Origin of the sequence: Streptomyces sp. SID12501 (assembly GCF_010550245.1) — a bacterium.
Lineage (GTDB): Bacteria > Actinomycetota > Actinomycetes > Streptomycetales > Streptomycetaceae > Streptomyces.
In genome coordinates, this window is record NZ_JAAGLU010000042.1 from 81,945 (window position 1) to 96,912 (window position 14,968).

Consider the following 14,968-nt stretch of genomic DNA (forward strand, 5'->3'; position numbering starts at 1 on the left):
GTCGGCCGCAGACGCACCCGGAGTCGACGCGGGAGACTGCCCGGCGCGTGACACGGTCGGCCACCGGTGCGTGGGATCAGGTGCGAAGGAACGAACGTGGGGCAGACCGGCCGGCGGGTGCGGTCCTGCCCGTTCCCCGGATGAGCAGAGCGAAGCCCAGCGCGAATCCGAGCATCGTCCACACTCCGCGGGGCCAGAAGATGTGACTGTCCGTGAATGACCAGCCGGCCGCGAGGAGTACCACCGTGCCGGGGACGACCCGTGCGCCGTGCTTCGGGAAGAGCGCGACGGCGGTGGCCAGAACGGCAACGATGAGGGCGTACGCGCCGACCTGCCCGAGTGCCTCACCCATGTCGTAGAGCGGGTGTTTGATCACCCCCAGGCTCTCTGTCTCGGCGGAGTGTTCGACCGCGGTTCCGGCCGCGATGCCGGCCACCGCGTCGAGGCCCGTGTAGAAGGCCGCGTAGACGAAGGCACCCACCCAGGCCAGCACCGTGGCGACGCCCGCCAGGTCGCGGCGTGGTCGGTGCCACAGGGGGATGATGAGGCCGATCGTCAGCAGTGGGAAAATCGGCAACAGGACAACGTGCAGCTGTATCCAGTCCGCCGCTGTCGACCTGGAGAGACCGTGAGGGTGTGCGATACCCGCGGTGGCGAGCGCAAGGGGCGCGGCGGTGGCGAGGGCGATCTTTCGGAGGGTCGGCACGGTGCGATCGTAGGCACGTGACGATCCCCGGATCGGGGGAGAAATCGGGGGCGTAAGGGGTTCGTAAGATGCTGTGCCGGATCGCCGGGGCACGCTGCCCCGAGCAGGCGGGCGCCGGATCCCCCGGGAGAGCGGGGCGCCGGTCCACCCGTGGCCGCTGTCGCGGCATCGGCCGACGCTCCCGCTCACGCCACCCCTACGCCCCCGGATGCAGCCCGAGCACACCGGGCGTCGGGTCGCCCTTGACCTCGCCGAAGTACAGGGCGAAGGTCTGCTTCCAGCGCTCCACCTCGGCGCGGTCGGACATGAAGCGGGGGAATCCGTCCACGTGGGCGTCGGGGTACTCCCAGATCGGCTTCAGACCTGCCGGGGGAGTGACGTCGGTGCGGACGGACCAGCCGTTGAAGGAGCCGTTCTGCATCTCCTTCGACAGCTGCCAGTTGAGGAACAGCTTGGCGGCCGTGGAGTTCTTCGCCTGTTTGAGGACGGCCATGCGCTGGCCCCAGGCCATGAACGGATGCCCGGCGCCGATGGCGAACGTCACGGGAGAAGTGCTGACCGCGGACCCCGCGGTGCCGACACCGATGACCTTCTGCCCGCCGAAGACGGCCTCGCCCGGGGAGTTGCTGCCGCGTGCGAACCGCACGTCCTGGGCGGCGAACCTCGCCACCCAGTCCCAGCCGTACTTCCGCGCGTACAGCGTGAAGAGGTACAGCACCGCGTCGTCGTCGTGCGGGAAGGCGGAGGCGATCTTGCCCTTCCACTTCGGGTCGACCAGGTCGCGCGGGGTGAGCGGCGTCTTCGAACCGACCGCCGCCGTGTCGTACATGAAGCTGAAGGCGATCGCGCCGGTGGCCACCCACGCGCCCTGCGGGTCCTTGAACCTGTCGTAGACCTTCGAGAACCCGGCGGGCTTGTAGTGCAGCAGGCGGCCCTGCCCCTTCCAGCGGTCGAAGTCCTGAAGGGTCTGGAACTGCACGACGTCCGGCACGAGGGTGTCGGTGGCGAACTGGTTGTCGACACGGACGTCGTGGTACTTGCTGTAGTCGACGATCAGCGTCAGGTCGATGTCCGGGAAGCGGGCCTTGAAAGCCGCCTTGGTGCCGTCCTGCTGGGTGGGGGTGTCGCCGCCGGCGTAGACGACGAGCTTGCCGCCCTCCGCCAGAGCGGTCCGGTAGAGCTCGTCGAGGGTCCTGGTCTCCTCGCCCCGGGTGGTGCCGCGGGATGCGGCGGGGGAGGCGACGGCCTGGGTGGCGTTCGCGGCGACCGCGCCGACACCGAGGGCGGCGCCCGCTCCGGTAGCGAGGACATGTCGTCTGCTGAGGAAGCTGGACATGCTGAGGAAGCCTCTCTGATGGGGGGTGGCGTGGTGAAGCAGCCCGGTACCTCGGAGATGGGCAGAGGCGTCGGGCGGCCTTCATCCTGCGCCGCCATCCATCGATGGGCAACGTTTTCCACGGGTGGAATCCCACATTCAATCAAACGGTTGAATGCCCGTGCGGCTCGGGCCGGCGCGCTACTCCGGTGGCCGGTCCGTGGTCCGGCGCGGCACCAGGGTGGGGGACAGGCTGACCTGGTCCGTGGGTTTCTGCCGGTCGGCGAGCCGTTCCAGGAGCAGGCGGGCGGCGTTCCCGCCGATCTCGTGGCCCGCCTGGTCGACGCTGGTCAGCGAGATCGGGCCGAGCGCGGCGAAGGTGGTGTTGTCGTAGCCGGCCACCGAGATGTCGCCGGGAACGGCGAGGCCCGCTTCGCTGATCGCGGCCAGCACACCCATGGCCACGATGTCCGCGCCGGCGAATACGGCCGTGGGAACCCTGGGGCGGGCCAGCAGTTCCTGTGCGCCCCGGTAGCCGCCCTCCTGGGTGTAGCTGGTGGAGACCACGTCGATCCACTCCCCGAGCCCGAGCGCCCGCATGGCCTGCCGGTATCCGTCGGCGCGGCGGGCGTTGGGCATTTCCACGAGGCGTGTCGGGTCGGTCTCGTGATGCTCGATGTGGGCGATACGGCGATGCCCGAGACCTGCGAGATGACCGACGGCCAGGGATGCGCCCTCGACGTCGTCGTCGACCACCGTGTCGTACACCGGAGACGATCCGTGCCGGCCGACGACGACGGTCGGCACGGAGGAGGCGACCTGTTCCAGGTGGGCGCGGGGCGAGACGGGCGCGACCAGGATGAGGCCGTCCATGCCGCGGTCCAGCATCGCCTCGGTGACCCGCGCTTCCTCCTTCTCGCCGTTGCAGCCGGGGCCCAGAAGCACCTGGTACTCCGTGTCCCCCAGCCGGCCGGTGATGCCGTCGAGCACGTCGGGGAAGAAGGGATTCCGGATGTCGGGCAGCATCACGCCGATGGTGTACGTCTGCCCGCGGAGGCCTCTGGCTCCCGCGTGCGGCCGGTAGCCGAGTTCGTCCATCGCACGGCGCACCTTCGCGCGCATCTCGGGGCTGGCGCCGTACGCGTTGCGCAGCACCTTGGACACCGCGGTGGTGGACACCTGGGCGTGGTGTGCGACATCGACGATCGTGACGCGACGGCGTCGTGCTGGCGGCTCCATTCGATTCCTTTTCCCTGGGACGGCTGTCGCCGAGTCTACGGACGGGCCCGTGGCCCGGCGGACGCCTCGTGACGGCTGCGCGGGGCCGCCGCCGTAACAATCGTGCAGCGTGCACGGCATCTTGACGTCACGCGAGACGCTCTCTAGGGTCTGGCCACACCCTATGGGTAACGTTACCCATCGGGCTTGAGGCGCCATCGGCCCGGCGTCGGACCTCACCGTCCCGCGGCCGGCGGCGACGGCCGCTCTCCGTGCGTCCCGCTGACCGCAGCCTCTACCGGACAACCGTATTGAATCGATTCAAGATGGATTCGCGAGGGGGAGGTGTGCCGGTGACCACGGCCCCGCACGAGCAGCTTCCGGACCATGCCCGGCTTCCGGACGCCGAACCGGTTTCCCGTGTCCGGGGGCGGGCGCGAACCACTCCGCCCTGGTGGTTCGCTCTGCCCGCGGTGCTGTTGTTCGCCTTCGTCGTCCTGGTGCCGAGCGTTCGCGGTGTCTACTACGCCTTCACCGACTGGGACGGCCTGGATCCCCACTTCTCCTTCGTGGGCCTCGACAACTTCTCCGAACTGTTCCGTGATCCCGACGCGACGCAGGCCATCCGGCACACGCTGCTGATCGCCGTGTCGATCACGGTCATCCAGAACGCGCTGGGCCTGCTGCTCGCCCTGGGGGTCAACTCGGCCATCAAGTCCCGCAATCTGCTCAGGGTCCTGCTGTTCGCCCCGGCCGTGATCACCCCGATCGTCACCGCCTACCTCTGGCGCAACCTGCTCGGCCCCGACGGCGCGGTCAACAGCCTGCTCGGCGCGGTCGGTCTCGACAGCCTGCGGCAGGACTGGCTGGGCAGTCCGACGGTCGCCCTGTGGTCGGTCGTCGGAGTGATCGTCTGGCAGTTCGCGGGCTACTCGATGGTCATCTTCCTCGCAGGACTCCAGTCCGTGCCCAAGGAGGTCCACGAAGCCGCGTCCATCGACGGCGCGGGACCCGTCCGGCGCTTCTGGTCGGTCACCCGGCCACTGCTCGCCCCGGCCCTCACCGTCAACCTGATGCTGTCGATCATCGGCGGGATCAAACTCTTCGATCAGGTGTACGCGTTGACGGGCGGGGGGCCGGGGCACGCGACCGACACCCTCTCGACGCTGATCTACAAAGACGCCTTCACGCTGGGGGAGTTCGGCTACAGCATCGCGCTCGCGGTCGTCCTCACGATCATCGTGGCCGTCGTCTCGACCGGACAGTACGCCGTGCTGTCCCGCAACGAGAGGGCCACGTCGTGAACCGCTACCGCGGACGCACGTTCGCGCTGGAACTGACGATGATCGCCATCGCCCTGGTCGTGGGCTTCCCGGTGTACGTCCTGGTCAACCTGGCCGTGCGATCGCCGTCGGACACCACGTCGCCGATCAGCCCGACCACCTCGCCCACGCTGCACAACTTCACCCAGGCCTGGCAACAGGGCGCGCTCGGCGGGGCGTTGTCCAACAGCGTGCTGGTGACGGCGTGCAGCGTCGCGATCGTGCTCGCCGTCTCCTCGCTCGCGGCGTACCCCCTGGCACGCGCCACCGCCCGCTGGTCCCGGGGCACCTACCTGGGCTTCCTGCTCGGCCTCGTCCTGCCCTTCCAACTCGCCTCGCTGCCGCTGTACCAGACCATGCGCGACCTGGGCCTGCTCGGCACTCCGTGGGCGCTGGTCCTCTTCTACTCCGGCCTGCAGGTGCCGTTCACCGTCTTCCTCTACGTCGGCTTTCTGCGCGCCCTGCCACGCGACTTCGAGGACGCGGCACTCATCGACGGCTGCACACCGCTGCAGGGCTTCCGGTACGTGGTCCTGCCGATGCTCAAACCCATCACGGTCACTGCCCTGGTGCTCAACTCCGTAGCGGTGTGGAACGACTTCTTCACGCCGCTGCTGTACCTCAGCGGCAGCGCGCGGCAGACCATGCCGGTCGCGATCGCCGGCTTCGTCGGCCAGTACGTGACCGACTGGAACCTCATCTTCGCCGCGCTGGTGATCAGCATCCTGCCCGTCCTGCTCGTCTACTTCGTGCTGCAGCGCAGCATCATCAACGGCTTCGCGGGAGGGCTGAAGGGATGACCCCCGACGCCCGACCGATCCTCACCCTCATGCCCGGTGGCTCTTCCCCGAGAAGGACATCATGAAGACACGCACACTCCCACTCCTGATCGCCGCGGCGGCCTCCATGGCTGTACTGGCCGCGTGCAGTGGCGGCACCGAGGCAGGCTCCGGCGGAGGCGGTTCGGGTGGCTCGAAAACCCTGACGCTCGCCTCCATCGACCAGGGCTCGGTCGAGGACGTCGTCAAGGCGTTCGAGAAGGCCAACCCGGGCGTCAAGGTCCGCTACACCACCAGCGGCGCCGACCAGTACCAGCAGCAGATCCGCACCCAGCTGTCCTCGGGCACCGCACCCGACGTGATGTCGGTCTGGCCCGGCAACGGCAACCCGGGCGCCACCTACGTCCTGGCCGGACCCGGCTACCTGCGCGACCTTTCGGACCGGCCCTGGGCGGCCAGGATGCCCGAGGCGATCAAGAGCGTCGCCCAGTACGAGGGGAAGACCTACACCGCGGTCTTCGGGCAGAACGGCATCGGCGCGGTCTACAACGAGCAGGCCCTGGCGAACGCCGGCCTCACCCCGCCGGACACCTGGACGAAGCTGCTCGACTTCTGCCGGGCGGCGAAGGCCAAGGGAACGCCCGCCTTCGCGCTGGGCAACCAGGACAACTGGGTGACCCAACTCGTCCAGTACGCACTGGTCGCCACGACCGTCTACGGCGACGACCGTGACTTCGACAAGGAGATGCAGGCGGGGCAGGCCACCTTCGCCAAGTCGCCATGGCTCACGGCCCTGGACAAGTACGTGACGATGGAGAAGACGGGCTGCTTCCAGAAGAACCCCCTGGGGACCAACTACGAGGCCAGCCAGGGCCTCGCCGCCACCGGCAAGACGCTCGGCATCATCCAGGGCAACTGGGTGATCGCCCTCCTGGAGCAGAAGAACCCGAAGGGCACGTTCACGCTCCGGGCGCTGCCGGCCACCGACGATCCGTCCAAGACCCTCATACCGGCTGCGGCGGGTGCAGGCTACGGCGTCAACGCCAAGGCGAAGAACGAGGAACTCGCCCTGAAGTTCGTGGACTTCGTCATGTCCCCCGAGGGCATGAACCTGTTCGTCAAGAAGCAGGGCGGCCTGCCCAGCCTGTCCGACACGGGCTTCGTCGCGAACCCGTCGCTGGCCGAGCTGTCCGAGTACATCAAGGCCGGCAGGACCGTGCCGTTCATGGACCAGCTCTGGCCCAACGCCAAGGTCCAGCAGACGATGCTCAGCGGTCTCCAGGAGATCTTCAGCGACCAGTCCACCCCCAGGAAGCTTCTCGCCGAGATGGACGCCGACTACAAGGCCGGAAGCTGACATCACGCCGTCGGCCGACGGGCGGGCGCGGCGACGTCCTGCGGGGTGTCCTCCAGGAGGACACCCGGCCGAGCCACGGCTACTTCACGGCACCCATCATCGCCGATCCCGCGGGCCTGACGACACTCTCCCCACCGGCGGCCGTACCCCCCACACCGTCGGCTCGGCGAGGCACACGTTCACCGTGCGCGCTCCCCTGACCGACTCCCGTACAACCGAAAGAAGGACGAAGACGTGAGCCAGGAAGCACGCAGTACGGACGGCGCCGACCGCGAGGCCGGCGCGGAGTCCCCTGCCCGCGCGGACAGGACGGCAGTGCGCCGTCGCACCGTGCTCGCTGTGACAGCCGGCGCCGTGTCGCTGGGGGCCGGTGTCATCGGGGGTGGGACGAGCGCGGCTGCGCAGGCGTCCCGTGGTGAGGAGGGCGGCGCAGTGCTCGGACTGACCGTGGAACACCGCGCACACCCGCTCGGCGTCGACGCTTCCCGGCCGCGCTTCGGCTGGCGTATGCGATCGGCAGCGCGCGGGCGGAGCCAGGGGGCGTACCGGATCCTCGTCGCGAGTTCCCCGGAGAAGCTGACGTCCGCCCGGGCGGATGTCTGGGACAGCGGCCGTGTCCGTACCTCCGATTCGGTGGCCGTCCGCTACGGGGGCAAGTCGCTGCGCGCCTCGACCCGCTATCACTGGACCGTCACCGTGTGGGACGCCGAAGACCGGCTGGTGGGTACCGCGTCCCCCTCCTTCTTCGAGACCGGCCTGATGAGCACCGACGGTGTCGGCGGATGGGAGGGCGCCCGGTGGATCGGGATGAAGGGCAGGACCCCCAACTCGCCCGGCGCGCCGATGCTGCGGAAGGAGGAAGCCCTCAGGAGCGCGGGCCCCGGAAAGAACCGCCCGCGTGTTCGTGAGGCGCGACTCTATGTCTCGGCCCTCGGCGTGTACGACGCCTACGTGAACGGGCGGCAGGTGACCGTGGAGCAGGACGGCGGCACCACGATCGAACTGCTGCCGCCGGGTTCGACGAACTACGACGCGCGCGTCAACTACATGACGTACGACGTCACCGACCTCGTGACGCGGGAGCCGGACGTCACCCTCGCGGTCGTCCTGGGCAACGGCTGGTACAACGGCCGTATCTCCCAGGGCAGTACGTACTACTCGGCGGACGGCAACGCCCTCGCCGTCAAGGCCAAGCTGCTGATCCGGTACGCCGACGGTACGTCCCAGACCGTGGTCACCGCACCGGTCGGCGGCTGGAAGGCCACGGACACCGGCCCCTACCGTGCCGACGACATCTACGACGGCCAGACCTATGACGCCCGCAAGGAGCTGCCGGGCTGGACGGCGCACGGATTCGACGACTCCGCCTGGTCGGACGTGGAACGAGTCGCCTTCGACGACAGGTTCCCGGACTCGCGTCTCATCGCCTACCCGGGCGAGACGGCACGCTTCATGCACCGTTGGGACCGCCGACCGCAGTCGATCACCGTCGCCACCGGGGTGACCGGACAGGACGGCAGTCGTAACGGCCGGGGTCGGATCGTCGTGGACCCCGCCCGGACGGTGACCGATCCCGCGAAGGCGGACTCAGCCCCGGTCACGATCGGCGCGGGTGAGACCGTCGTCTTCGACCTCGGTCAGAACATGGTCGGCGTGGCCTGCTACAGCCTGCGTGGCCCCGCCGGAGCCAAAGCCGAGTTCAGGTTCGGCGAGATACTCAACGACGACAGCACCGGCGCCGACGGTCCGGCGGGCTCCCTCTATCGGGCGAACCTCCGCAGTGCCAAGGCCACCAGCACGTATGTCCTGAAGGGTGACCGGCACGGCGAGACCCACCAGGACTCCCTGACCTTCTACGGCTTCCGCTATGTCTCCGTCACCGCGACGGACACGATCACGATCACCGGCCTGACCGGCAAGGTCGCCACGTCCGCGATCCGTGAGACCGGCACCGTCACCACCGACGATCCCGATATCAACCAGCTGGCGAGCAACATCCGTTGGGGCCAGCGCGGCAACTACCTCTGGGTGCCCACCGACTGTCCGCAGCGCGACGAACGCCTCGGCTGGACCGGCGACACCCAGGTCTTCTCCGCGACCGGTCTGTACAACGTGGACGCCGGTGTCTTCCTCAGCCACTTCCAGGACACCGTCGTCGACTCCGCGCTCATCTACGGCATGGGCAAGGCACAGTTCACCGGGGTCGCCCCTACGGGACGGTTCAACTTCCCGGGTGGCGGCAGCGGTTGGGCGGACGCCGGTGTCATCGTGCCGTGGACCGTATGGCAGATGACCGGCGACGCGACCGTTGTCGAGGACAACTGGCCCGCGATGACCCGCTACTTGACCTGGATCCAGCAGCAGACCGGCGACACCTACGCCGGGCAGGGGTCCCTCACCGGCGACTGGCTCGGGCCGCAGAAGACCAGCGCCCAGCTGATGAGCGACGTCTACTACGGCTACAGCACCCGGCTGATGGCACAGATGGCCCGCGCGATCGGCAGGACGGCGGAGGGCGAGGCGTACGACCGGCTCTTCGGACACATCAGGCAGGCGTTCATCACCAAGTACCTGAGTACGGCGGGCGGGACGGTCACGGTCAGGTCCAGTCTCGGCGACGCCTCTCCGATCGAACCGGGCTCCGATCCCGACCAGAAGACGGAGGACAACAGCCAGACAGCGCTGCTCTGGGTCCTCAAGCTCGGCTTCTACGAGACGCAGGCCCAGCGCCGCACGCTCGTCGGTCATCTCGCCGCCAACATCGGCAACGACGACGCCTACAAGGCCGCACACCCCGGCAGCATCCGGGTCCGGTACGCCGAGAACACACTGTCCGTCGGCTTCCTCGGGGTCAACGTCCTCGCCCCCGTCCTCAGCGACGAGGGCCGCGCCGACCTGGCGTACAAGCTGCTGCACCAGGACGCGCTGCCGTCCTGGCTGTTCTCGGTGAAGAACGGTGCCACCACGGTCTGGGAGCGCTGGAACTCGTACTCGAAGGAGGACGGGTTCGGGCCGGTCGGCATGAACTCCTTCAACCACTACGCCTACGGCGCGATCATGGAGTGGATGTACGCCTACATGGCAGGCATCGCCCGCGATCCGGAGAGCCCCGGGTTCAAGCACTTCCTGCTGCAACCCCACATCGATCCCACGGGCGGGATCAACCGGGTCTCGGGGGTGTACGAGTCGCCGTACGGGGAGATCAGGAGCGAGTGGCAGGTGGCGGACGCCGGCAGGCGCCTCGTGTACGACGTGGTGGTGCCCGCGAACAGCGAGGCGACCCTGCGGCTTCCCGCGGTGTCGGCCGACGCGGTCCGCGAAGGACGTACGCCACTGGCGCGTGCGGAGGGCGTGAGCTTCATCAGCTACGCCGAAGGGGTGTATGTCTGTCGGTTGGCGTCCGGCCGGTACCGCGTGAGTGCCCGGCTGCGCTGATGGGCTTGTGCTGACAGCACGGGGGACGTGTCTGTGGTGCCGGCCGGCACCACAGACACGTTCGCGGCATCAGACCACGAGCCACTGCTGGTTCGTGCCGGTGTTGCAGCTCGACTGGTTCAGGGCGGCCCCGTTGGCGGTCGACCCTCCGGTGACCTGCAGGCACAGCCCGCTGTTGACGTTGGTGAAGGTGACATAGGCGCCGATCACCGACGTTCTGCGCCAGAGCTGGTGCGTGCCGCCGTCGCAGGTCCACTGGTCGGCCGTCGCACCGTCGGCAGTGGAGCCACCGGGGATTTCGAGGCACTTGCCGCTGTTGACGTTGACCAGGCGGTAGTTCGAACCGGAAGGGGTCAGCACCCACTGCTGGTTGGTCCCGCCGTTGCAGTTCCCGGAGTTGATGGCTGCCCCGTCGGCGCTGCTCGCGAACCAGACGTCCGCGCACTTGGCGCTGTTGCGGTTCAGGAGGCGGTTGTTGGCGGAGCCCAGCGGGGCGGCGAGGACGGGCCAGCCACCGGCGAAGGTGACCTGGCGGATGTCGAGGGACTCCCGGCCGTTGTTGTCGCCGTCGTAGTAGTGGTAGGCGAGGAACTTCGACGTGCCGTCGTCAAAGGCGTCCGCGCCCCCGGCCGCCACCTTGGGATACGCGCCCGCGAGCACCGGCGTTCCGCCGCCGGACGCCATGTTCGTGCCGCTCTGGTCGAGGTAGGGGCCGGTGATGCTGGTGGACCGTCCGACGACCGTGTAATAGGTGCTGTTGGTTCCGCTGCAGCAGAGGCCCTTCGAACCGAAGAGGTAGTAGTAGCCGCCGTTGAGGATGATCGTCGGGTTCTCGATGTCGACGGAGATGTGCCAGAGGTTGTTGTCGCTCGTGGACAGCTTGCCGGTCGACTCGTCCAGGACGTGCATATAGGTGCCGGATCCGGTCCAGGAGCCCCAGGAGACGTACAGCCGGCCGTCGGATCCCCAGTCGACGTTGGGGTCGATGGGGTAGTTGACGTCGGTGACCATGCCCTGGTCGGTCCAGGGGCCCTCGATGCTGGTGGCGGTGGCGAGACCCATCACCGCGTACGAGGTGCCCCAGCGTGAACCTGCGTAGTACAGGTGGTACTTGCCGTTGAAGTACTTGATGTCGGGCGCCCAGATGTTCGGCGGCGTCGCACCCAACTTGGCGGTGATCCAGGACGGCGTCGACTCCCAGACATTGCCGATCTTGGCCCAGCCGGTCGCCGCCGTGGCGTCGCACGTCCTGCGCTCGGTGATGGACCCGCTGGGATTGAGCGAGTCGTTCTCGAACCCCGTGGAGAATCCGTAGTAGCAGCTGCCGACCTTGATGACTGACGGGTCGTGCATGCGGACGTCACCGCTGAGCGCCTGCGCCCGGCCGGTCGCGACCAGACCGAGAACGGCCAGGGTGGCGGCGAGCAGAGCGGCTAGGACGGGACGACGACGGCGTCTGTGTATCCGCAGGAGGATGCCTTCGGTATGTGGGCTGGTCACACGAAACTCCCTTGTATCGGTGAGGTGTTGATGGTGGTGCTGGTACGGGCAGGGCTCAGCCCTTGACGGCTCCCGCGGTCATGCCCGCGACGATCTGCCGGTTGAAGAACAGGAACATGATCAGCGGCGGGATCGTGATGAGCAGGATGTCCATGAAGAGCAGGTTGTAGCTGGTGCTGTACTGGCTCTGGAAGTTGAACAGGGTCAGCTGGACGGTGGCGTTCTGCTCGCCCGGCAGGAAGTACAGCGGGTTGGTGAAGTCGTTGAAGACGGCCACCGACTGGACCACGATCACGGTCACGACGACCGAGCGGAGCATCGGGAGGACGACCCGGAAGAAGAGCCGGAGCGGGGAGGCGCCGTCGATGATCGCGGCCTCGTCGAGTTCGCGCGGGATGGTGGCGATGAAGGCGCGGAAGAGGAGGATGGAGAAGGAGAGGCCGAAGGCGATCTCCACCAGGATCAGTCCGGGGAGCGTGCCGAACAGCCCGGCCTTCTGCAGGACCCAGATCGTCGGCACGACCGCCGGGGGGATGATCAGCCCGGACAGGACCAGGAAGTTGATCAGGCCCGTCCACCGGGTGACCCGGCGCTGCAGCACGAAGGCGACCATCGCGCCGAGGACGACCATCGCCGTCACACTGGCGACGGTCAGGATGACGCTGTTGACGAACGCGATGACGAGGATGTAGTCCCGCGCCTGCACCACCTCGACCAGGTTGTCGACCAGCCGGAAGTGCCGTGGCCAGGAGAAGTCGAGCTGAGCGGCCTGCTGCGGATCCTTGACGGCCGTCAGCACGATGAACGCGAACGGGACGACGAAGACGACGATGCTGACGATGACCGACAGCGCGCCCAGCCAGGTACGGGTGGAGTTCCTCATCGCTGCACCTCCTTGCGGGCCAGGAAGCGGGACAGCGGGACGACGACCGCCGTCACGACGAGGAAGAGGATGACGTTCCCGGCGGTCGACAGGCCGTAGAAGCCCGCCTGGTACTGCTTGTAGATGACGGAGGCGACCACGTCGGAGCTGAAGCCCGGTCCGCCGCGTGTCATCGCCCAGATGAGATCGAAGGAGCGCAGGCCGCCGATGAGCGACAGGATGATGACGGTGGAGGTCGCCGGCCAGCTCAGGGGCAGGACGACGTTGCGCAGCAGCTGCCAGGCGTTCGCGCCGTCGAGTCTCGCCGCCTCGTAGTAGTCCTGCGGGATGGACACGATGCCGGCGATGTAGATGACGGTCGCCAGGCCGACGCCCTTCCACACGTCGACGAGGGCCACCGAGAACAGCGCGAGCGACGGCTCGGTCAGCCATCCCGGACCGTCGATGCCGATCGCCGACAGGGCCTTGTTGATCGCGCCGGTGGAGGGGTCCATGAAGGCGGTGAAGGTGATGCCGACGCCCACGGTGCTGACCAGTACGGGGAAGAACACCGCCGAGCGCAGATAGCCCCGGGCGCGGATCTGGCTGGTCAGCAGGATCCCGAGGAAGAGGCCGAGGACGACCGTGAGGCCCGAGGTGACGACGGCGTAGAGGAACGTGTTGACGAAGCCCTTGACGAGCGCGGGCTCCTGGAAGAACTCGGTGTAGTTGGCCAGGCCGATGAAGGTCGACTTGAAGATCGTCCATCTGGTCAGGCTGAAGTAGAACGACGCGAGGGTGGGGACCAGGAACAACGCTCCATAGACGGCCGCCGCGGGCAGGTAGAACCAGGTGGGATAGGAACTGTGCGTTCCGGGGGACCGGCGCGCCCGGACCGGCGTTGGTGTCCGCTCGGTCGTCTTCGGCGGGGTCGGTGCAACTGTGGTCATCGTTCGACCTCTCTCGGGTGCCTCCCCGCACCGCTCTGCGAAGGCGGGGAGGCACTGACGTGCGTTTCTACCAGCCCGACAGGCCGAGTTGCTGAGCCTGCTTCTTCGTGTCCTTGTCGTACTGGGTCGCGCCCGTCTTCGCGTCGGTGATGCCGGAGCCGACCTGGACGCTGATCTGGTCGAGGCTCGGGCCCTTCACCGGGGACAGGAACTCCAGTGCCGGGCTCTGGGCGCCGTCGGTGAAGTACGCGGCGACGTCCTTGGTGATCGTCGGCACGTCCGTCGGCAGGGTGCAGCCCTTGACCAGGTAGGGCCCGGTCGGCGTCGACGCCTTCGCCTGGGCCGTGCAGCCGGCCGGGCTCGCGGCGAATGCGAGGAGCTTCCTGACCGCGGCGAGCTTGTCTCCCGTGGTGGTCTTGGGGACGTAGAGGGCGTTCGGGAACCACGCCGTCAGGCCGTTGGTGGCGGCGTCGTCACCCGGCAGCGCGAAGAAGCCGATGTCGTTGAGCTGGTCCGGGTTGCTTGTCTTGATCCCGCTGATGACGGTGGAGAGCATCGGGTACTGGGCGCCCTTGCCGGTGGCCAGCATCTGGAGGCCCTTGACGAGGGTGGCCGACGCGTAGTCCGAGTTCTGCAGTTTCAGGTCGTGGATCTGCTGGAGGTGCTGGAAGCCCTTCACCGCGTTCGGGTCGGAGGCGTACTTCGCCTTGTTCTCCGTGTAGTCCTTGACGAAGCCCGGTTCCGCCGCCGCCACGTTGTGGAAGTCGCCCAGGACGAGGAGCTGGGAGGTCCAGGTGTCCTGGTAGGTCTGGATGACCGGGGTGATGCCGGCGGTCTTGATCTTCTCGCTGTTGGTGATGAAGTCCGCCCAGGTCTTGGGCACCGTCAGGCCGAGCCTGTCGTAGACCTTCTTGTTGTAGAGGACGCCGCCGCCGAGAGCCGAGCCCAAGGGGACGCCGTAGGTCTGGCCGCCGACCGTGACCTGCGGGACGAAGGACTCGTCGAGATTCTTGACGTACGGGTCGTTCGTGATCGGTGTAAGCGTCTTCGTCGGGTCGATCTGCTGGAACAGGGAACCCACGTTGTAGACGAAGAGGTCGTCCATGCTGTCCGTCTGCAGCCGTGTCTTGATGAGGTTGTCGCCCTCTGTCCCGCCGGGACGCGTCTCCACGCTCACCTTGATCTTCGGGTTCTTCGCCTCGAAGGCCTTGGCCAGCTGCTGGGCGGACTGAAGGTTGTCGGGCGCGTTGTCGACGAGCAGCTTGATCGATGTCGCGGACCCGTCCTCGCTGGACGAGCCGAGAGAACCGGCGCTGCACGCGCTCAGCACGAGCGGCAGAACGGCGGCCGCGGCCACCACGGCCCTTCTCTTGGCGAGAGTGCTTGACCTCATGGGTGTCCTACCTTCTTGGTGGGTTCGAACTGGTCATTCGTAAGATCGGTGGGGCTCAGGGGCTCCGGGTATGGCTGTCATGGTTGAGCCGATGAAATGGCTTAAGGAACATGGCCGCCCGGAGCCCCGCG

Annotated in this window: 11 protein-coding genes; 4 read left to right on the top strand and 7 right to left on the bottom strand. The window is 67.8% G+C overall.

Features of this window, described 5'->3' with window-relative positions:
• Nucleotides 1–76 precede the first annotated feature (76 nt).
• From G3I71_RS37810 to G3I71_RS37820, 3 genes are all read right to left on the bottom strand, one after another.
• Nucleotides 77–706 (bottom strand): hypothetical protein, encoded by a 630-nt coding sequence (locus G3I71_RS37810; protein WP_203732413.1) that lies wholly within the window; start codon nt 704–706, stop codon nt 77–79.
• Between the two features lie 196 nt (nt 707–902).
• The gene (locus G3I71_RS37815; RefSeq protein WP_164322163.1) at nt 903–2,042 is read right to left on the bottom strand and encodes an ABC transporter substrate-binding protein; all 1,140 of its coding nucleotides are present in this window, start codon (nt 2,040–2,042) and stop codon (nt 903–905) included.
• Nucleotides 2,043–2,222: 180 nt separating this feature from the next.
• On the bottom strand, nt 2,223–3,260 hold the full coding sequence (locus G3I71_RS37820; RefSeq protein WP_164322165.1) for a LacI family DNA-binding transcriptional regulator: 1,038 nt from the start codon (nt 3,258–3,260) through the stop codon (nt 2,223–2,225).
• A 332-nt stretch (nt 3,261–3,592) separates the two neighbouring features.
• Here G3I71_RS37820 and G3I71_RS37825 point away from each other — a divergent pair, with 332 nt between their 5' ends.
• The 4 genes from G3I71_RS37825 (at nt 3,593) to G3I71_RS37840 (ending at nt 10,132) form a co-directional block, all read left to right on the top strand.
• Nucleotides 3,593–4,543, top strand: a complete 951-nt coding sequence (locus G3I71_RS37825; protein WP_164322167.1) for a carbohydrate ABC transporter permease — start codon at nt 3,593–3,595, stop codon at nt 4,541–4,543.
• Nucleotides 4,540–5,361, top strand: coding sequence for a carbohydrate ABC transporter permease (locus tag G3I71_RS37830; RefSeq protein WP_164322169.1), 822 nt, complete (start codon nt 4,540–4,542; stop codon nt 5,359–5,361). Before G3I71_RS37825 ends, G3I71_RS37830 begins: the two co-directional genes overlap by 4 nt.
• 61 nt (nt 5,362–5,422) lie before the next feature.
• Entirely contained in the window at nt 5,423–6,697 is a 1,275-nt protein-coding gene (locus G3I71_RS37835) for an ABC transporter substrate-binding protein (RefSeq protein WP_164322171.1), read from the top strand.
• A 234-nt stretch (nt 6,698–6,931) separates the two neighbouring features.
• Nucleotides 6,932–10,132 carry an alpha-L-rhamnosidase gene (locus G3I71_RS37840; protein WP_164322173.1) on the top strand — a complete coding sequence of 1,067 codons (3,201 nt, stop codon included), beginning with the start codon at nt 6,932–6,934 and terminating at the stop codon, nt 10,130–10,132.
• Nucleotides 10,133–10,201: 69 nt separating this feature from the next.
• Here the strand turns inward: G3I71_RS37840 and G3I71_RS37845 are convergent, their stop codons facing one another.
• The 4 genes from G3I71_RS37845 to G3I71_RS37860 all read right to left on the bottom strand — a co-directional run bounded on the left by G3I71_RS37845 (nt 10,202) and on the right by G3I71_RS37860 (nt 14,837).
• The gene (locus tag G3I71_RS37845; protein WP_164322175.1) at nt 10,202–11,632 is read right to left on the bottom strand and encodes an RICIN domain-containing protein; all 1,431 of its coding nucleotides are present in this window, start codon (nt 11,630–11,632) and stop codon (nt 10,202–10,204) included.
• Nucleotides 11,633–11,687: 55 nt separating this feature from the next.
• On the bottom strand, nt 11,688–12,515 hold the full coding sequence (locus tag G3I71_RS37850) for a carbohydrate ABC transporter permease (protein WP_164322177.1): 828 nt from the start codon (nt 12,513–12,515) through the stop codon (nt 11,688–11,690).
• The gene (locus G3I71_RS37855; protein WP_164322179.1) at nt 12,512–13,444 is read right to left on the bottom strand and encodes a carbohydrate ABC transporter permease; all 933 of its coding nucleotides are present in this window, start codon (nt 13,442–13,444) and stop codon (nt 12,512–12,514) included. The genes G3I71_RS37850 and G3I71_RS37855 overlap by 4 nt, the downstream gene beginning before the upstream one ends.
• A 67-nt stretch (nt 13,445–13,511) precedes the next feature.
• Entirely contained in the window at nt 13,512–14,837 is a 1,326-nt protein-coding gene (locus tag G3I71_RS37860; RefSeq protein ID WP_164322181.1) for an ABC transporter substrate-binding protein, read from the bottom strand.
• Nucleotides 14,838–14,968: the final 131 nt, after the last annotated feature.

What these genes read in the sequence shown, in the direction of transcription:
- G3I71_RS37815 (WP_164322163.1), bottom strand. Translation starts at nt 2,042, where the DNA reads ATGTCCAGCTTCCTCAGCAGACGACATGTCCTCGCTACCGGAGCGGGC.
- G3I71_RS37820 (WP_164322165.1), bottom strand. Translation starts at nt 3,260, where the DNA reads ATGGAGCCGCCAGCACGACGCCGTCGCGTCACGATCGTCGATGTCGCA.
- G3I71_RS37835 (WP_164322171.1), top strand. Translation starts at nt 5,423, where the DNA reads ATGAAGACACGCACACTCCCACTCCTGATCGCCGCGGCGGCCTCCATG.
- G3I71_RS37850 (WP_164322177.1), bottom strand. Translation starts at nt 12,515, where the DNA reads ATGAGGAACTCCACCCGTACCTGGCTGGGCGCGCTGTCGGTCATCGTC.
- G3I71_RS37855 (WP_164322179.1), bottom strand. Translation starts at nt 13,444, where the DNA reads ATGACCACAGTTGCACCGACCCCGCCGAAGACGACCGAGCGGACACCA.
- G3I71_RS37860 (WP_164322181.1), bottom strand. Translation starts at nt 14,837, where the DNA reads ATGAGGTCAAGCACTCTCGCCAAGAGAAGGGCCGTGGTGGCCGCGGCC.